At 68.2% G+C, this 18158-nt stretch carries 18 protein-coding genes; 17 read left to right on the forward strand and 1 reads right to left on the reverse strand.

Translation table 11 applies throughout. The features are described 5' to 3' along the window. Nucleotides 1-82: 82 nt before the first annotated feature. Genes Q0632_RS04450 through Q0632_RS04480 form a run of 7 tightly spaced genes read left to right on the forward strand, consistent with a single transcriptional unit; the run spans nucleotide 83 to nucleotide 6747 of the window. Nucleotides 83-1126: an ABC transporter ATP-binding protein gene (locus Q0632_RS04450; RefSeq protein WP_298924767.1), complete on the forward strand. Its 1044-nt coding sequence runs from the start codon at nucleotides 83-85 to the stop codon at nucleotides 1124-1126. Then, a complete protein-coding gene (locus Q0632_RS04455) occupies nucleotides 1123-1983 on the forward strand; it encodes an ABC transporter permease (RefSeq protein ID WP_298924770.1) in 861 nt (286 codons plus the stop codon). Before Q0632_RS04450 ends, Q0632_RS04455 begins: the two co-directional genes overlap by 4 nt. After that, the gene (locus tag Q0632_RS04460; RefSeq protein WP_298924772.1) at nucleotides 1983-2783 is read left to right on the forward strand and encodes an ABC transporter permease; all 801 of its coding nucleotides are present in this window, start codon (nucleotides 1983-1985) and stop codon (nucleotides 2781-2783) included. Before Q0632_RS04455 ends, Q0632_RS04460 begins: the two co-directional genes overlap by 1 nt. Then, nucleotides 2780-3070 carry a (2Fe-2S)-binding protein gene (locus tag Q0632_RS04465; protein WP_298924774.1) on the forward strand — a complete coding sequence of 97 codons (291 nt, stop codon included), beginning with the start codon at nucleotides 2780-2782 and terminating at the stop codon, nucleotides 3068-3070. The genes Q0632_RS04460 and Q0632_RS04465 overlap by 4 nt, the downstream gene beginning before the upstream one ends. Then, nucleotides 3067-4485, forward strand: a complete 1419-nt coding sequence (locus Q0632_RS04470) for an FAD-dependent oxidoreductase (protein ID WP_298924776.1) — start codon at nucleotides 3067-3069, stop codon at nucleotides 4483-4485. Before Q0632_RS04465 ends, Q0632_RS04470 begins: the two co-directional genes overlap by 4 nt. Next, nucleotides 4478-5677, forward strand: a complete 1200-nt coding sequence (locus Q0632_RS04475; protein WP_298924778.1) for an FAD-binding oxidoreductase — start codon at nucleotides 4478-4480, stop codon at nucleotides 5675-5677. Before Q0632_RS04470 ends, Q0632_RS04475 begins: the two co-directional genes overlap by 8 nt. A gap of 2 nt (nucleotides 5678-5679) precedes the next feature. Then, nucleotides 5680-6747, forward strand: a complete 1068-nt coding sequence (locus Q0632_RS04480; RefSeq protein WP_298924780.1) for an ABC transporter substrate-binding protein — start codon at nucleotides 5680-5682, stop codon at nucleotides 6745-6747. Here Q0632_RS04480 and Q0632_RS04485 read toward each other — a convergent pair whose 3' ends face one another. Further along, nucleotides 6748-7620 (reverse strand): amidohydrolase family protein, encoded by an 873-nt coding sequence (locus Q0632_RS04485; RefSeq protein WP_298924782.1) that lies wholly within the window; start codon nucleotides 7618-7620, stop codon nucleotides 6748-6750. Nucleotides 7621-7732: 112 nt separating this feature from the next. Here Q0632_RS04485 and Q0632_RS04490 point away from each other — a divergent pair, with 112 nt between their 5' ends. The 10 genes from Q0632_RS04490 to Q0632_RS04535 all read left to right on the forward strand — a co-directional run bounded on the left by Q0632_RS04490 (nucleotide 7733) and on the right by Q0632_RS04535 (nucleotide 18150). Then, nucleotides 7733-8506 (forward strand): crotonase/enoyl-CoA hydratase family protein, encoded by a 774-nt coding sequence (locus Q0632_RS04490; RefSeq protein WP_298924784.1) that lies wholly within the window; start codon nucleotides 7733-7735, stop codon nucleotides 8504-8506. Next, the gene (locus Q0632_RS04495) at nucleotides 8503-10386 is read left to right on the forward strand and encodes a feruloyl-CoA synthase (protein ID WP_298924787.1); all 1884 of its coding nucleotides are present in this window, start codon (nucleotides 8503-8505) and stop codon (nucleotides 10384-10386) included. The genes Q0632_RS04490 and Q0632_RS04495 overlap by 4 nt, the downstream gene beginning before the upstream one ends. Continuing rightward, a complete protein-coding gene (locus Q0632_RS04500; protein WP_298924790.1) occupies nucleotides 10383-11147 on the forward strand; it encodes an SDR family NAD(P)-dependent oxidoreductase in 765 nt (254 codons plus the stop codon). The genes Q0632_RS04495 and Q0632_RS04500 overlap by 4 nt, the downstream gene beginning before the upstream one ends. Nucleotides 11148-11173: 26 nt before the next feature. Beyond that, on the forward strand, nucleotides 11174-12292 hold the full coding sequence (locus tag Q0632_RS04505; protein ID WP_298924793.1) for an ABC transporter substrate-binding protein: 1119 nt from the start codon (nucleotides 11174-11176) through the stop codon (nucleotides 12290-12292). A gap of 57 nt (nucleotides 12293-12349) precedes the next feature. Continuing rightward, entirely contained in the window at nucleotides 12350-13387 is a 1038-nt protein-coding gene (locus tag Q0632_RS04510) for a branched-chain amino acid ABC transporter permease (protein WP_298924796.1), read from the forward strand. After that, on the forward strand, nucleotides 13388-15157 hold the full coding sequence (locus Q0632_RS04515; RefSeq protein ID WP_298924799.1) for a branched-chain amino acid ABC transporter ATP-binding protein/permease: 1770 nt from the start codon (nucleotides 13388-13390) through the stop codon (nucleotides 15155-15157). Then, nucleotides 15157-15903, forward strand: a complete 747-nt coding sequence (locus tag Q0632_RS04520) for an ABC transporter ATP-binding protein (protein WP_298924802.1) — start codon at nucleotides 15157-15159, stop codon at nucleotides 15901-15903. Before Q0632_RS04515 ends, Q0632_RS04520 begins: the two co-directional genes overlap by 1 nt. Nucleotides 15904-15912: 9 nt before the next feature. After that, nucleotides 15913-16365, forward strand: a complete 453-nt coding sequence (locus Q0632_RS04525; protein WP_298924805.1) for a MarR family transcriptional regulator — start codon at nucleotides 15913-15915, stop codon at nucleotides 16363-16365. Between the two features lie 169 nt (nucleotides 16366-16534). Beyond that, a complete protein-coding gene (locus Q0632_RS04530) occupies nucleotides 16535-16843 on the forward strand; it encodes a helix-turn-helix domain-containing protein (RefSeq protein ID WP_298924810.1) in 309 nt (102 codons plus the stop codon). A gap of 107 nt (nucleotides 16844-16950) precedes the next feature. Beyond that, entirely contained in the window at nucleotides 16951-18150 is a 1200-nt protein-coding gene (locus Q0632_RS04535) for a fumarylacetoacetate hydrolase family protein (RefSeq protein WP_298924812.1), read from the forward strand. The last annotated feature ends 8 nt before the right edge of the window (nucleotides 18151-18158 follow it).

Genomic DNA, 18158 nt, shown 5'->3' on the forward strand with positions numbered 1-18158 from the left:
ATATTTATTCCGTTCACCGGGTTTTGTCATTGACACGTCACGGCGTCACCGCCCACACTGAATTGGCTGACGGAGCCCCACGATGTCGTTTCTGGTCCTCGAGAACGTTTCCAAGTTCTATGGCGCCTTCGGCGCGCTGGTCGATATGGACCTGTCCGTCGAACGCGGCGAATTCATCTCGCTGCTCGGCCCCTCGGGCTGCGGCAAGACCACGACGCTGCAAGCGCTGGCCGGCTTCGTGCCGGTGACGCGGGGCCGCATCACGCTGGAAGGCCGCGACATCACCCACCTGCCGGCCAACCAGCGCGGGCTGGGCATCGTGTTCCAGAGTTACGCCCTGTTTCCCCACATGACGGTGGCGCAGAACGTCAGCTTCGGCCTGGAGATGCGCAAGGTCCCCAAGGCCGAATGCGCATCACGCGTTTCCGAGATGCTGGCGCTCGTGCATCTGGACAGCATGGCCCAGCGTTACCCGCGCGAGCTGTCGGGCGGCCAGCGCCAGCGCGTGGCGATTGCGCGGGCCCTGGTCATCGCGCCGCCCGTGCTGCTGCTGGACGAGCCGCTGTCCAACCTGGACGCCAAGCTGCGTGAGGAGATGCAGTTCGAGCTGCGCCGCATCCAGCGCAAGGTCGGCACCACCACCATCATGGTCACGCACGACCAGGCGGAAGCGCTGTCCATCAGCGACCGCGTGGTTGTGATGGAGGCCGGCCGCGCCACACAGATCGATGCGCCCTACCGCCTGTACGAGCACCCACGCAGCGAATTCATCTCGGGCTTCGTCGGCAAGACCAACCTGCTGCCCGGCCGCCTTGGCGCTGGCAGCGTCGCGCTTGCGCCCGGGCTGGCGGTGGATGTGGACGGCACGGGCTTCGAGGCCGGCAGCGCGGTCAAGGTCTGCCTGCGACCGGAGAAGCTGCGCTTCGTGGCGCAAGGACGCCTGGCGGCGCGTGTCGAAGAGCGGTTTTTCCTGGGCAGCCAGTGGCTGTACCGCGTCAGTTCGCAACTGGGCGAACTGGAAGTGAGCTGCGCCAACGACGGCAGCGCGCCCCATGCGGAAGGCGCGGCCGTGCAGATCGACTGGGCGCCCGACGTTGCGCGGCTGGTACCGGTGGCGGCGCCTTGAGCACGAACCGCCCCGCCCGCTGGGCGCCCTTTGCGCTGAGCGCGCCGGCACTGGCGCTGTTCGGCCTGATGGTGCTGTTGCCGCTGGCGCTGACGGCCGTGCTGTCCTTCCAGCAATACGACCAGCAGCTGGGCGTGCAAGGTGGCCTGACGCTCAAGGCCTATGCGCATGTGTTGGGCGACAGCTACTACTACGAGATCTTCTTTCGCACGGCCTGGATCGCGCTGCTGACCACGCTGATCTGCATGCTGGTGGGTGCGCCGGAGGCCTACATCCTCAGCCGCATGGGCAATCCCTGGCGCTCGGTGTTCCTGCTGGTCATCCTGGCGCCGCTGCTGGTGTCTGTCGTTGTGCGCGCCTTCGGCTGGAGCCTGGTGCTGGGCCCGAACGGCATCGTCAACCAGGTCTTCGAGATGGTGGGCATTGGCCGCCAGCGCATGCTCTACACCTCCACCGCGGTGGTCATCGCGCTGGTGCACGTGATGCTGCCGTTCATGGTGATCCCGGTCTGGACCTCGCTGCAAAAGCTCGATCCCCTGGTGGAGAACGCCGCGCTCTCGCTCAACGCCTCGCAATGGACGGTGATGCGGCGTGTGGTCCTGCCCCAGGTCACGCCGGGCCTGTTGTCGGGCAGCCTGATCGTCTTTGCGCTCAGCGCCAGCGCCCTGGCCATCCCCGGCCTGCTGGGCGGGCGGCGCCTGAAGATGGTCGCCACCATCATCTACGACGAGTACCTGCATGAACTCAACTGGCCACTGGGCGCGGCCATCGCCCTGATCCTGCTGCTGGTCAACCTGGCCGTCATGCTCAGCTACAACGCGCTGCTCGAAGGCGCCTACCGCAAGCGGATGGGCTGATGCAGCCGCAGCGCAACGGCCCTCTCGCCCTGGCGTTCCACACGCTGGTGGTGATGTTCATGCTGGCGCCCCTGGTCATCGTGTGCCTGGTGGCCTTCACCCCCGAAAACACGCTGTCCATCCCCTGGGGCAGCTATTCGCTGCGCTGGTTCCGCGCGGTGTTCGAGCACTCCGACCTGGTGCAGTCGTTCTGGAACAGCCTTGCCGTGGCGGCGGTGGCGGCCACGGTGTCGGTGGCGCTGGCTGTGCCGGCCGGCCTGGCCATCGCACGCTTCGAATTCCCCGGCCGGCAGGCGCTCAACGGCCTGTTGCTGTCGCCCCTGATCGTGCCGCACCTGGTTCTGGGCGTGGCCATGCTGCGCCTGTTCGCACTGCTGGACGCGCGCGGCTCCTCGCTGTGGCTCACGCTGGCCCACGTGGTGGTGGTCACGCCCTATGCGCTGCGGCTGGTGCTGGCGGCCCTGGCCGGCATGGACCAGGGTGTGGAGCAGGCCGCGCTGTCGCTGGGCGCCAGCCGCGCCACGGTGTTTCGCCGCATCACCCTGCCCCTGATGCTGCCCGGCATCACCGGCGGCTGGATGCTGGCCTTCATCAACAGCTTCGACGAAGTCACCATGTCCATCTTCATCACCTCGCCGCAGACGGTGACGCTGCCGGTGCGCATGTACATGATCGCCACCGAATCGATCGACCCGATGATGGCGGCCGTCTCGGCGCTGATCGTGGGCCTGACGGCCCTGGTGATGGTGGTGCTGGACCGGCTCTACGGCCTGGACAAGATCCTGGTGGGCCAGAAATGACGCAGGCGCTGCTGCAACGCCTGCCCGGCGCGCCGCGCCCTGCGCTGCACTTCGAGCTCGACGGGGTCGCCTGCACGGCGCAGGTGGGCGATACCGTGCTCACCGCGGTGCTGACGCAGGCAACGCGGCTGCGCCAGGCGGAGGCCAGCGGCGCGCCGCGCGCCGGCTTCTGCCTGATGGGCGCCTGCCAGGACTGCTGGGTGCAGACCCACGAAGGGCGCCGGCTGCGTGCCTGCTCCACGCTGCTGGAAGACGGCATGCGGCTGGTCACGGGGTCGGCCACATGAGCGCGCGCTACGTCATCGTCGGCGCCGGCCCGGCCGGCATGCGGGCCGCCGAACAGCTGGTGCAAGCCGGCGTGCGGCCGGTGGTGCTGGACGAAGCGCCGCGCCACGGCGGCCAGATCTACCGCCAGCCACCGGCCGCCTTCGCGCGCAGCCGCCGCGCCTTGTACGGCTTCGAAGCCAGCCGGGCGGCCTCGGTGCTCGACCGCTTCGAGGCACTGCGGCCGCATATCGACTACCGTCCCGACACCCTGGTGTGGCAGCTCGCCGCGAATGCGCTGCAGACCGTCTCGCAGGGACACAACGCCACCATTGCCTATGACGCACTGATCCTGGCCACGGGCGCCACCGACCGGGTCCTGCCCTTCCCGGGTTGGACGCTGCCGGGGGTGACGACGCTGGGCGGCGCGCAGGTGGCGCTGAAATACCAGGCCTGCCTGCTCGGGCCACGCGTGGTCTTCGCCGGCAGCGGGCCTCTGCTGTACCTGGTGGCCTTCCAGTACGCCAGCCATGGCGCGCAAGTGGCAGCGGTGCTGGATGCCGCGCCGCGCAGCGCCGCCTGGCAGGCCCTGCCCAAGATGCTGGCCCGCCCCGGCGTTCTGGCCAAGGGCGCGTACTACCTCGCGCGGCTGCGGCTGATGGGCGTACTGGTCCACCATGGCGCGAGCCTGCTGCGCGCCCAAGGCCAGGAACGCGTCGACTCGCTGACCTGGAAGGCAGCGGGCGTGACGCACACCACGGCCTGCGATGCCGTGGCCTTCGGCTACGGCCTGCGCAGCGAAACGCAACTGGCCGACCTGGCAGGCTGCGAATTCGCCTTCAGCGCGCTGGAGCAGGCCTGGCAGCCCACGCGGGATGGCGCCGGCCGCGCCAGCGTACGCGGCGTCTACCTGGCCGGCGACGGCGCCGCCACGTTGGGCGCCGACGCAGCCGAAATCAGCGGCGCGCGCGCGGCGCTTGCAGCCTTGCATGACTTCGGCGGCGAACACAGCGCGCGCTCTGCAGCGGACCTCGAACGCAAGACAGCCACCCAACTGCGTTTCCGCCAGGGCATGGAGACCCTCACGGCGCTGCCGCCGGACTGGGCGGCCCATGCCCCTGACGACCTCGTCGTCTGCCGCTGCGAAGAGATCACAGCCGGTGAACTGCGCGCCTGCGTGGCTGAGACAGGCGCGCGCGATGTCAACCGCGTGAAGGCGCTGACGCGCATCGGCATGGGGCGCTGCCAGGGCCGCATGTGTGCGCCGGCCACCGCACGCCTGCTGGCCGATGCCGCGGCCTGCAGCCTGGAAGATGCCGGCCGCCTGCGCGGCCAGCCGCCGGTCAAGCCCCTGCCCATCGCGCTGATGCCGGGCGCCGTCCCGGGCTCCAGCCAGAACGCTCCCGCCGCGCAACTGGTGGAGGAGCACGATGAGTGAGCGCATCCGCGCCGACGTGACCATCGTCGGCGGCGGCATCGTGGGAAGTGCGGCGGCCCTGTTCCTGTGTCGCTTCGGGCTGAGCGTGGTGCTGCTCGAACGCGGCCTGTGTGGAGCGGCCGCCAGCGGTGTCAACTATGGCGGCGTGCGCACGCAAGGCCGCCCGGTCTCGCAGCTGCCGTTGGCGCTGCGCGCGCGCCGCATCTGGGAACGCCTGCCGGAGTTCATCGGCATCGATGGCGAATACCTAGCCTCGGGCCACCTCAAGCTGGCGCGCTCGGAGGCTGACTTGCACAGCCTGCAGGCCTACCGCGAACGGGTGCGCGAGCACGGCCTGGACCTGCATCTCATCACCGGCCGCGCCTTTCGCGAGGCCTACCCCTGGCTGGGCGATCGCGCGATCGCGGGCAGCTTCTGCGCGCAGGATGGCCACGCCAACCCGCGACTGGTGTCGCCGGCCTTCGCCCGCGCGGCACAGGCGGCGGGCGCCCGCGTGATCGAGCGTTGTGAAGTCACGCAGCTGGAGCACACCGGCGCCGGCTTCGTGGCGAGCGACGGCCGCGGGCTGGAGGTTCGCTCACCGTGGCTGCTCAACTGCGCCGGCGCCTGGGCGCTGGACGTGGCGCGGCGCTTCGGCGACAGCGCGCCCATGACGTCCATCCATCCTGGCATGGCCGTCACCGAGCCCGTGCCGCGCTTCATGGACGTGAACGTCGGCGTCGAAGGCGGCGGCATCTACGGGCGGCAGACCGAGCGCGGCAACTGCGTCATGGGCGGTAGCCGGGGCGTCGGCAAAGGCTCGTTCTACGCGCAACCGAGCACGGTGGCCATGGAGCAGCTGTGCCGCGACATGGCGCAGCTGTTCCCGCCGCTGGCCAACGCCCATGTGATCCGCTTCTGGAGCGGTGTCGAGGGCTCGCTGCCCGACCACCAGCCGGTGATCGGGCCCAGTCCCGGCACGCCGCAGCTGTTGCACGCCTTCGGCTTTTGCGGCGCCGGCTTTCAGACCGGGCCCGCCGTGGGCGAGGCGCTGGCCGAACTTGTGCATCTGGGGCGCAGCAGCGCGCCGCTCGATGCCTTCTCGATGGACCGGTTCGCGCCGGACATCGCGCAATCAACCCCTGCAGCGGCCGGTTCACGGCCACGGCCGCCGCATGCCCCACAGGCCCGACTCACCGAGGAAAGGGACTGACCATGTCCACATCGCGCACCCTATCGAAGACCCTCGCCCGCCTGGGCCTGCTCTCGGCCGCCGCGCTGCTGGGCACGGCCGGCGCCCAGGCCCAGGACAAGACGCTGTACATCGGCATGAACGGCGGCGACATGGAGCGCGCCTACGTCAAGTACGTGTTCCCGGCGTTCGAGAAGATCCACGGCGCCAAGGTGGTGGTCGTCCCCGGCACGTCCTCGGACATCCTGGCCAAGGTGCAGGCCAGCAAAGACAAGCCCCCGGTGCACGTGATGTTCCTGGACGACGGCGTGATGGTGCGTGCCATCAAGATGGGCCTGTGCCAGAAGCTCGCCGATACGCCTGCGCTCAAGGACCTGTATCCCAGCGCCCGCATGGCGGGTGACATGGCGGCCGGCGTGAACGTGGGCATGACCGGCATCGCGTACAACAAGAAGATGTTCGACGAGAAGAAGTGGGCCGCGCCCACCTCGTGGATGGACTTCGCCGACCCGAAGTTCAAGGGCAAGGTGGTGTTCCAGTCGCTGCCTGCCAGCACCTTCGGGTTGCACGGCTTCCTGATGTTCAACCGCATCCAGGGCGGCAAGGACAACAACGTGGACCCGGGCTTCAGCAAATGGGCCAGCACCATCGGCCCGAACGTGCTGGAGTACATCCCCAGCTCCGGCAAGCTGTCGGAAATGGTGCAAAACGGCGAAGCCGCCATCTTCCCGCTCACGCCCACCGCGGTGGCCACCCAGAAAGCGCGTGGCGTGCCGATGGAATACGCCCAGCCCAAGGAGGGCTCGGTGCTGCTGATGGTGGCGGAGTGCGTGACCGCGAAAAACGACAACCCGGCGCTGGCACAAAAGCTCGCGGAATTCCTGCTGACGCCCCAGGCCCAGGCAGCGGCCCTGGAATTTGGCAACCAGATCCCATCCAACCTCAAGACCCAGCCCGGCACACCGGCAGCGCAGGCCACCGTGGAGCGCTTCAAGGGCTACATGAAGACCGTGGTCACGCTGGACTGGGATGCGATCAACGCGGCCCGGCCCGAATGGAACACGCGTTGGAACAAGACCGTGGAACGCTGATCAGGCAGCCGCGTCCAGGCCCAGCAGGCGCACGGCATTGCCTTTGAGGATGCCGGGCATCACTTCGGGCTTGAAGCCGGCTTCCTCGAAGTCCTTCATCCAGCGCTCGGGCGTGATCAGCGGGTAGTCGCTGCCGAACAGCACGCGGTCCTTCAGCAAGGTGTTGGCGTACTGCACCAACTGCTTGGGGAAGTACTTGGGGCTCCAGCCCGACAGGTCGATCCAGACGTTGGGCTTGTGGGTGGCCACCGACAGCGCCTCGTCCTGCCAGGGGAAGCTGGGGTGGGCCATGACGATCTGCATGTCGGGGAAGTCGATGGCCACGTCGTCCAGGTGCATGGGGTTGCTGTACTCCAGCTTCAGGCCGCCGCCACAGCGCATGCCCGAGCCGATGCCGCTGTGGCCGGTGTGGAAGATGGCCGGCAGCTTGTGGGCGTTGATCAGCTCGTAGATCGGCCAGGCCATCTTGTCGTAGGGGTGGTAGCCCTGCACCGTCGGGTGGAACTTGAAGCCCTTGACGCCGTAGTCCTTGATCAGCCGCTCGGCCTCGCGCGCGCCCATCTTGCCCTTGTGCGGGTCGATGCTGGCGAAGCACATCATCATGTCGCTGTTCTTTTGCGCGGCCTCGGCGATCTCCTCGTTGGGGATGCGGCGGCGGCCCAGCTGCGATTCGCTGTCCACCGTGAACATCACCAGGCCGATCTTGCGCTCGCGGTAGTAATCGATGGTTTCCTGGATGGTCGGGCGGCGCGCATTGCGGAAGTACTTGTCGGCGGCGCGATCGTATTCCTCGCCGTAGTTGTCAAAGGGGTTCCAGCAGCTGACCTCGGCGTGCGTGTGCACGTCGATGGCGATGAGGTTGGCGTGGTCCATAGGGCGTCTCCGTTGTCGCGACCCTAGGGAAAGCCCTAGGCAAATGCGCCGCGAACCTGTTGAATTTGATTATTGTTTATAACAATAATCGCGGCAATTGGCAAACCTTCCGATGACCACCAAAGACATTCAACTCGACATTCGCGGCGCCGTCGCCGTGGTACGCCTGAGCCGTCCGGCCAAGCGCAACGCCCTGTCCGACAGCCTCGTCCTGGCGCTGCGCGACGTCTTCCAGAACCTGCCCGACACGGTGCGCGCCGCGGTCATCGACGGCGAGGGCGAGCACTTCTGCGCCGGCCTGGACCTGTCCGAACTCAAGGAGCGCGATGCCGGCCAGGGCCTGCACCACTCGCGCATGTGGCACGCCGCGCTGGAAAGCCTGCAGTACGGTCCCGTGCCCGTCATCGCCGCCCTGCATGGCGCGGTGGTGGGCGGCGGCCTGGAACTGGCCAGCGCCTGCCACATCCGCGTGGCCGACGAGAGCACCTTCTACGCCCTGCCCGAGGGCTCGCGCGGCATCTTCGTCGGCGGCGGCGGCGCGGTGCGCATCCCCCGCCTGATCGGCGCGGCGCGCATGGCCGACATGATGCTGACCGGCCGCGTCTACAACGCCCAGGACGGCGAGCGCATCGGCCTGGCCCAGTACCTGGTGCCCACCGGCACAGCCTCCGAAAAGGCTTTCGAGCTGGCCCAGCGCGTGGCCGAGAACGCGCCGCTGACCAACTACGCCCTGATGCACGCCCTGCCGCGCATCGCCGAGCAGCCAGCCGACCAGGGCTTCCTCACCGAAGCCCTGATGGCGGCCATCGCCCAGAGCGCGCCCGAGGCCAAGGAGCGCGTGCGCGCCTTCCTCGAAGGCCGGGCCAACAAGGTCAAGAAGGCATGAGCGACCTGGCAACGCCGCGCTACCGGCCGCTGAAGTTCGGCGTCACCCGCGTGCAGATGCGCGAGGGCGCCGGCGGCGTGCGTTACATGGTGGCCGATCAGCCGCTGCAGCCCTACGCCCGCCGCATGACGGACCGCCTGGTCCACTGGGCCGAGGTCATTCCCCACAAGACCTTCATGGCGCGGCGCGTGAAGAACGCCGACGGCAGCACCGGTGACTGGCAGCACATCAGCTGGCGCCAGGCGCTGGACAGCGCGCGGCGCATAGGACAGGCCCTGCTGGACCGCGGACTGGGCGCGGACAGACCGGTCGCCATCCTCAGCGAGAACAGCCTGGAACACGCCCTGCTGGCCCTGGGCTGCCTGTATGCCGGCGTACCCCACTGCCCCGTGTCACCGGCTTATTGCACCGTCAGCCAGGACTACGACAAGCTGCGCCACGTGCTGGCCACGCTCACCCCCGGCCTGGTGTTCGCCGCGGATGCGGCACGCTACGGCAAGGCCATCGCCGCCACCGTCGGCACGGACGTGGAAGTGGTGCTGGCCGCCGGCACGCTGGAAGGCCGCGCAGTCACGCCCTTCGCGCAGCTGCTGGCCACTGAAGCGACGCCGGCCGTCGACGCCGCCATGGCCGCCACCGGCCCCGACACCATCACCAAGTTCCTGTTCACCTCGGGCTCGACCAAGGCGCCCAAGGCCGTGGTCAACACCCATGGCATGTGGTGCGCCAACCAGCAGCAGATGCGCCAGAGCATGCCAGTGCTGGGCGAACAGATCGACGGCGGCGGTCCGGTACTGGTCGACTGGCTGCCCTGGAACCACACCTTCGGCGGCAACCACAACGTCGGCCTGGTCCTGTACAACGGCGGCACGCTCTACATCGACGACGGCAAGCCGGTGCCAGCCCTGATGGGCGAGACCCTGCGCAACCTGCGCGAGATCGCCCCCACCGTCTACTTCAACGTGCCCACAGGCTTCGAGGCCATCGCCAACGCGATGAAGACTGACGACGCCCTGCGCAAGAAGCTGCTGTCGCGCGTGCAGATGTTCTTCTTCGCCGGCGCGGCGCTGGCCCAGCCTGTCTGGGACGCGCTGCACGAGAGCCAGGAGCGCGAGATCGGCGAGCGCATCGTCATGGGCACGGGCCTGGGCATGACCGAATCCTCGCCTTTCGCCATCTTCATCACCAATCCCAACGTCAAGGCCGGCTACCTGGGCGTGCCCACGCCGGGCCTGGAACTCAAGCTGGTGCCGGTGGACGGCAAGACCGAGGTCCGCTACAAGGGAGCGAACATCACGCAGGGCTACTGGCGCAATGAAGAGGCCACGAAGGACTCCTTCGACGAAGAGGGCTTCTTCAGCACCGGCGACGCCGTGCTGTGGATCGACGAGGCCGACGTCCACCAGGGCCTGAAGTTCGACGGCCGCATCGCTGAGGACTTCAAGCTGGCCACCGGCACCTTCGTCAGCGTCGGCCCGCTGCGCGCCAAGATCATTGCCGCCGGCGCGCCCTACATCCAGGACGCGGTCATCACCGGCATCAACGGCAACGAGGTTGGTGCCCTGGTCTTCCCCACGCAGGCTGTGCGCAAGCTCGCCGGACTGCCGGCCGACGCGCCGCTGCAGGATGTGCTGCAAAGCGCGTCGGTCCAGGCGCATTTCCGGAACGTCCTGAACCAGTGCGCTGCAACCGCCACCGGCAGCGCCACCCGCGTGGCCCGCATGCACCTGCTGCACGAGCCGCCTTCCATCGACAAGGGCGAGGTCACCGACAAGGGCTCGGTCAACCAGCGCGCCGTGCTCAAGCACCGCGACGCCCTGGTCCAGGCCCTGCACGGCGGCGCCCTGCCCTTCACCCTCATCCCTGAAGCCAAGCCATGAACATCCAAGGACAAGCAGCCCTGGTCACCGGCGGCGCCTCCGGCCTGGGCGAAGCCACGGCACGCGAACTGGCACGCCTGGGCGCCAAGGTCGCCGTGCTGGACGTCAACCTCGAACTGGCGCAAAAGGTCGCGGCCGAGATCAACGGCATCGCATGCCAGTGCGACATCACCAACACCGAGAGCGTGACGGCGGCGCTGGCCCTGGCTGCCGCGGCCCACGGGCCGGCGCGCATCCTGATGAACATCGCCGGCATCGGCTCGGCCAAGCGCATCGTCGGCAAGGACGGCAATGCCGCGCCGCTGGAGGACTTTGCCCGCGTCATCAACGTCAATCTGGTGGGCAGCTACAACGTCAGCCGGCTGTTTGCCGCGGCCTGCGTCAAGCTCGATCCGCTGGAAGACGGCGCGCGCGGCGTGATGATGTTCACCGCCTCGGTCGCGGCCTTCGACGGCCAGGTCGGCCAGCAGGCCTACAGCGCCTCCAAGGGCGGCCTGGTGGGCATGACGCTGCCGATGGCGCGCGACCTGGCCCAGCACGGCATCCGTGTCTGCACCGTCGCGCCCGGCCTGTTTTCCACGCCGCTGATGCAGCAGCTGCCCGAGGCCGTGCAGCAGTCGCTGGCCGCCTCCATCCCCTTCCCGCCGCGCCTGGGCAAGCCCGAAGAGTTCGCCCAGCTGGCCGCCCACATCGTCACCAACAACCACCTCAACGGCGAAGTGATCCGCCTTGACGGCGCCTTGCGGATGGCGCCGCGCTGAAACTTTTCAACCCAGGAGACAAGACCATGAAACTCGTACGCACCCTCGTCGCCGCTGCCGCGGCCCTCGCTGCCGGCGCCGCGCTGGCCGATATCAACGTCGGCGTCAGCCTGTCGCTGACGGGCCCCGGCTCCGGCCTGGGCATCCCGATGCAGAACCAGTTCAAGCTGTTCCCCAAGGAGATCGCCGGCGAGAAGGTCAACCTCATCATCCTGGACGATGCGTCGGATCCGGGCAAGGGTGTGAGCAACGCCCGCCGCTTCGTCACCGAGGACAAGGTCGACCTGATCATCGGTTCTTGCCTGACGCCGGTGGCAGGCGCCATGACGCCCGTGGCCACCGAGGCGAAGACGGTGCAACTGGCCGCCTCGCCGGTGGGCGGCGACAGCCCCTGGCTGTTCCGCCTGCCGCAGGGCAACGACGTCATGGCCCATGCCGTGGTCGAGCACATGAAGAAGCAGGGCGTCAAGACGGTCGGCTTCCTGGGCTACACCGATGCCTACGGCGAGCTCTGGCTCAAGGCGCTGACGCCCCTGGCTGACAAGGCCGGCATCAAGATCATCGCCACCGAACGCTTCCAGCGCACCGACACCAGCGTGACGCCGCAGGCCCTCAAGCTCGTCTCGGCCAACCCCGACGCCATGCTGGTGGTGGCTTCCGGCTCCGGCGCCGCGATGCCCGAACTGGCCCTGCATGAGCGCAACTACAAGGGCAAGATCTACCAGACCCACGCCGCCGCCACCCAGGACCTGATGCGCGTGGGCGGCAAGGCGGTGGAAGGCACCTTTGTGGTCTCCGGCCCGGCCGTGGTCGGCAGCCAGCTGCCCGACAGCCATCCCTCCAAGAAGGCGGCGATCGACTTCTTCACCAACTACGAGAAGAGCTTCGGCGCGCCCAACCAGTTCGCCGGCCACAGCTATGACGCCGCCATCGCGCTGCAAAAAGCCGTGCCGCTGGCCAAGGCCAAGGCCAAGCCGGGCACGCCGGAATTCCGCGCCGCCCTGCGCGACGCTTTCGAAAGCATGGGCCGCACCGTCTTCTCCCACGGCGTGATGAACTGGACCAAGGACGACCACTGGGGCTACACCAACGAGACCGGTGTGATGCTCAAGGTTGCCGACGGCAAATTCGTCGTCGAGAAATAAGCCCCGTCTTCCTTCACCACAGCGGGGCCCCGGTGGCCCCGCTTTTTGCGACTCTCCATGGACTTTTCCATTGCCGGCATCCTGGCGCTCGACGGCCTGACCAACGGCGCTGTGTACGCGCTGCTCGCGCTGGCCACCGTGCTGGTGTTCGCGGTCACGCGCGTCATCTTCATTCCCCAAGGCGAGTTCGTCGCCTTCGGCGCACTCACCCTGGCGCTGTTCCAGACCGGCAAGGTGCCCGGCACTGTGTGGTTTCTGCTGGGGCTGGCCGTGCTGGCCGCGCTGTCCGACGTGGTGGGCGGCTGGCGCCAGAAGCTGCCGTCGCGCCGCATCGCGCAGAACGCGCTGCGCACGCTGGCCTGGCCGGTCGCCGCCTCCCTGGTCGCCATCTGGGCCGCGCCCAAGGGCTTCCCCCTGGCCGTGCAAGCCCTGCTGACCATCGCCCTGGTCGCGCCCTTCGGCAACCTGATCTACCGCCTGGCCTATGAGTCGCTGGCCGATGCATCCGTGCTGGTGCTGCTCATCGTCTCGGTCGGCGTGCACTTCGCGCTGGTCGGCCTGGGCCTGTTTTTCTTCGGCGCCGAGGGCTTTCGCAACCCCAGCTTCTGGGACATCCGCCTGTCGGCCGGCCCGCTCACCTTGACGGGCCAGACCCTGATCATCTTCATTGCCTCGGTGGCGCTGATCGTGTTGCTGTGGCTGTTCTTCGAGCGCACGCTGACGGGCAAGGCTTTGCGCGCCACCGCCGTCAACCGCGCCGGTGCGCGCCTGATGGGCATCTCGTCCAACGGCGCCGGCCGCCTGGCCTTCACCATGGCGGCGCTGATCGGCGCCCTGTCCGGCCTGTTGATCGGGCCAACCACCACCATCTTCTATGACAGCGGCTTCCTGATCGGGCTGAAGGGCTTCGTCGCCGCGGTGTTCGCCGGCCTCTCCAGCTACCCGCTGGCCCTGGTGGGCGCGCTGGCCGTGGGCCTGCTGGAAAGCTTCGGCTCCTTCTGGGCCAGCTCCTTCAAGGAAGTGATCGTCTTTTCCTCCATCCTGCCGGTGCTGCTGTGGCGCTCGCTGCGCGACCCGCACCCGGAGGAGCACTGAATGTCCAACTTGCGCCGTTTCGCCTTCCCCGTTTTCGCGCTGCTGATGCTGGCGCTGCCGGCCCTGCCGGTGCCCGACTTCTGGATCACCCAGAGCAATTACATCGGCCTGTACGCCCTGGTCGCCCTGGGCCTGGTGCTGCTGACCGGCGTGGCCGGCCTGACCTCGTTCGGCCAGGCCGCCTTTGTCGGCGTCGGCGCCTACACCGCGGCCTACATGGCAGTCACGCTGTCGGCCTCGCCCTGGCTGGCGCTGCTGGTGGGCGTGGCGCTGGCCGTGGTCTTCGCGCTGCTGCTGGGCGCCATCACCTTGCGCATGTCGGGCCACTACCTGCCTCTGGCCACCATCGCCTGGGGCCTGGCGCTGTACTACACCATGGGCAACATGGAGTGGCTGGGCAAGTACGACGGCATCCTGGGCGTGCCCACGCTCAAGCTGTTCGGCGCCGACCTGGGCACGGGCCGCGGCCTGCACGTGCTGATCTGGCTGTTCGCCCTGGTCGCGGCCCTGGGCTGCGCCAACCTGCTGGACTCGCGGCCCGGGCGGGCCATCCGATCGCTCAAGAGCGGCTCCACCATGGCCGAGGCCATGGGCATCTCGACCTTCCGCTACAAGCTCACCGTCTTCGTGCTGGCCGCCGTGCTGGCGGCCGTCTCGGGCTGGCTGTTCGCCTTTTTCCAGCGCACCGTCAATCCCACACCCTTTTCCCTGACCAAGGGCATCGAGTACCTGTTCATGGCGGTTCTCGGCGGCGTCTCCCATGTCTGGGGTGCCTTCCTGGGCGCGGCCGTCGTCAAGCTGACCGAAGACCAGCTGCAGGTGCTGCTGCCCAAGCTGATTGGCAGCAGCGGCAATTTCGAGACCATCGTCTTCGGCATCGTCATCGTGGTGGTTCTCAAGTACGCGCCCGATGGCCTGTGGACCTTCGTGGTGCGCAAGCTGCCGCGCGCCGACCGCAAGCGCGACTGGGAGGATGCCGCGCCCCTGCCGGCGCGCGACAAGCCTGCGCACGGCGAGCTGCTGCTGCAGGTCGAGGCGGCGCGCAAACAGTTCGGCGGTCTGCTGGCGGTCAACGACGTCAGCTTCGAGATCCGCGGCGGCGACATCGTCGGCCTGATCGGCCCCAACGGCGCCGGCAAGTCCACCACCTTCAACCTGATCACCGGCGTGCTCTCGCTCAGCGGCGGCCAGGTGCGCTGGCGCGGCCAGCCCATCGCCGGCCTGGCCTCGCGGGACATCGCGCGGCACGGCATCTCGCGCACCTTCCAGCACGTCAAGATGATCCCCGAGATGACGGTGCTGGAGAACGTGGCCCTGGGCGGCTACCTGCGCAGCCGCAGCGGCACCACGCGCGCCATGCTGCGGCTGGACCGCGCCGAAGAGCGCCAGCTGTTCGCCGAAGCCGAGCGCCAGCTCGCGCGCATCGGAATGGCCGACCGCATGCACGAACTCGCCGGCAACCTGGCCCTGGGCCCGCAACGGCTGATGGAAATCGCCCGCGCCCTGTGCACCGATCCCGCATTGCTGCTGCTGGACGAGCCGGCTGCCGGCCTACGCCACAAGGAGAAGCAAGCCCTGGGCGAGGTGCTGCGCCAACTCAAACGCGAAGGCATGAGCCTGTTGCTGGTGGAGCACGACATGGAATTCGTGATGGGTCTGACCGACCGCATCGTGGTGATGGAATTCGGCACCAAGCTGATGGAAGGCACGCCGGCACAAGTCCAGGCCAGCCCGGAAGTGCGCGCCGCCTACCTGGGAACGGAACACTGATGGCCACCGACCTCCTGCTTGAAGTCTCCGGCCTGCACGCCGGCTACGGCCGTGCCGAGGTGTTGTCGGGCATCGCCCTGCAGCTGCCGCGCGGCCAGGTCGTCACCGTGATCGGGCCCAACGGCGCCGGCAAGTCGACCACGCTCAATGCCCTGATGGGCCTGCTGCCGGCGCAAGGCCGCATCGTCTTCGACGGCACCGACCTGGCCGGCACGACGCTGGAAGAGCGCGTCATGCTGGGCCTGGCCCTGGTGCCGGAAAAGCGCGAGCTGTTCGGCACCATGCCGGTGGAAGACAACCTGGTGCTGGGCGGCTACCGGCCGATGAAGCTGCGCGTGCCGCAGTGGCGCAATGGACTGGAGCGCGTGTACGAACTCTTCCCGCGCCTGAAGGAGCGCCGCGACCAGCTGGCCGGCACGCTGTCGGGCGGCGAGCGCCAGATGCTGGCCCTGGGCCGTGCCCTGATGTCGCAGCCCAAGCTGCTGATGTTGGACGAACCCAGCCTGGGCCTGGCGCCGCTGGTCGTGCGCGAGATTTTCGAGATCATCAAGCGCTTGCGCGCCGACGGCGTGTCCATCCTGCTGGTGGAACAAAACGCCCGCGCCGCCCTGGAAGTGGCCGACCACGGCTACGTGCTGGAGACCGGCGAGATCAGCCTGCAGGGACCTGCCTCTGAGCTGGCTGCCGATCCCCGTGTCATCGAAACCTATCTCGGCGCGGCGCGTCCCGCCGCCGTCGCAGGCTGAGACGCCGCCATGGCCGCCAAGCTCCCGCCCACGGTCGAAAAGGTCGACGCCAGCTACCTGGAAAGCCTGCTGGGCTACAACGCCAGCCGGGCCTCACTGGCCGTGGTCACGGTGTTCCTGGAGCGCATGGCCGTCTACGGCATGAAGCCGGTCAACTTCTCGGTGCTGTCACTGATCACGCACAACCCGGGCATCACCTCGCGCCAGCTGTGCAGCAACCTGGGCATCCTGCCGCCCAACCTGGTGGGCATGCTCAACGCGCTGGAACAGCGCGAGCTGATCACCCGCAAGCCGCACCCGCGCGACGGCCGCGCCATGGGCCTGCACCTGACGGCGGCCGGCCACAAGCTCATGCTCGACGCAGAGCGCACCGCCACGGCGCTGGAGGGCGAAGTGGCCTCCCGGCTCTCGGTCAGCGAGCTCAAAACCCTGATCCGGCTGCTTCAGAAGATCTATCTCTGAAATGCCAATCGGCCTGCAGCCCCCGCCAACAGGACGTGAGCAGCTACAAACTTTGTAGCGGAGCCGGCGTTGCGCTTTCGTCACGGTGCTATTGTTTGCATAGCAGGAACTGCGTACACTGCACCTCCGCCATCAGTCAAGCGGCCGCCTGGCCCAGGAGAAACGACCCATGAGTTCCAAGGAAAATGCCGCCGTCAGCCAGTTGCTGGAACTGCTGGAAGCGCGGTATGCGCTGCGCGTGCTGTGGGCGCTCAAGGATGGCCACGCCCAGACCTTCCGCCTGCTGCAAGACAGCGTGGGCGGCATCACCCCGAACACATTGAACACCCGCATCAAGGAATTGCGCGAAGCCGGCCTGGTGGGCCATGGCAGCGAAGGCTACAGCGTCACCGCCACCGGCTCCGACCTGCTCAAGCGCCTCAACGATTTGCAGGCGTTCGCGGCCAAATGGGTCACGAGCCAGGGCAAGAAAAAATAACAAGGCAAGTTTCGACCATTGCAGGCAGGGATGGGGCGCACGCCCTGTCCCTTTTTTTTTGGCCGGCCCGTTTGCCTTAGCATCGCCCGGTTCGCATCTTCCACTCCATGCCCGGTCCGCACACCATGAACCTCCTGCCCCATCTGCAAGCTTCCACCGCCCTGCCCCTTGATGCACACCAGGCTCTGCTGGTCGGCCGTGCCTGGGTGCACGGCCTGGGCGCCGTCCTGGTGCAGGTGCGTCCTGACGGCGTCTACGACCTGTCGGCCGTGGCCGCCACCTGCAGCGAGCTGCTGGAACTGGCCGACCCGGCGGCCGCCATCCGCGCCGCCAGCTTGCCGCGGCTGGCCGATACCCAGGCGGTGCTGGCCAACAGCGCCCAGGATGCGCGCGACACCGCCCTGCCCTGGCTGCTGGCGCCCTGCGACCTGCAGGCCATCAAGGCCGCCGGCGTGACCTTCGTCGCCTCCATGCTGGAGCGGGTGATCGAGGAACAGGCGCGTGGCGATGCATCGCGCGCCGAGGCCGTGCGCAAGGCCGTGGTGGGCGTGATCGGCGACAACCTCAGCGCCGTCAAGCCCGGCTCACCCGAGGCCGCGCAGCTCAAGCAGGTGCTGATCGAACAGGGCGTGTGGTCGCAGTACCTGGAAGTGGGCATCGGGCCGGACGCCGAGATCTTCACCAAGTCGCAGCCCATGAGCGCGGTGGGCACCGGCGCCGACGCCGGCATCCACCCGGGCAGCGCCTGGAACAACCCGGAACCCGAGATCGTGCTGGCCGTCAACAGCCGCGGCGAGGTGCGCGGCGCCACGCTGGGCAACGACGTCAACCTGCGCGACTTCGAGGGCCGCAGCGCCCTGCTGCTGGGCAAGGCCAAGGACAACAACGCCAGCTGCGCCATCGGCCCCTTCATCCGGCTGTTCGATGCCCACTTCGGCATCGCCGACGTGCGCCAGTGCGTGATCACCACCCGCGTTGCCGGCCCCGAGGGCTTTGCCATGCAGGGCGAAAGCCCGCTGGCCATGATCAGCCGCGATCCGCTGGACCTGGCGGCCCAGGCCCTGGGCCCCAACCACCAGTACCCGGACGGCCTGGTGCTGTTCCTGGGCACCATGTACGCGCCCACCCAGGACCGCCATGGCCCGGGCCAGGGCTTCACCCATGTGGTGGGCGACATCGTCACCGTGGCCTCGCCGCAACTCGGTACACTCGCCAATCGCATCAACACCAGCGATCGCGTGGCGCCCTGGACTTATGGGGCTGTCGCGCTGATGCGGGATCTGGCCCGCCGCGGACTGTTGAACTGACCATCGAA

This window comes from uncultured Ramlibacter sp. (assembly GCF_936925435.1).
Taxonomy (GTDB): Bacteria; Pseudomonadota; Gammaproteobacteria; order Burkholderiales; family Burkholderiaceae_C; genus Ramlibacter.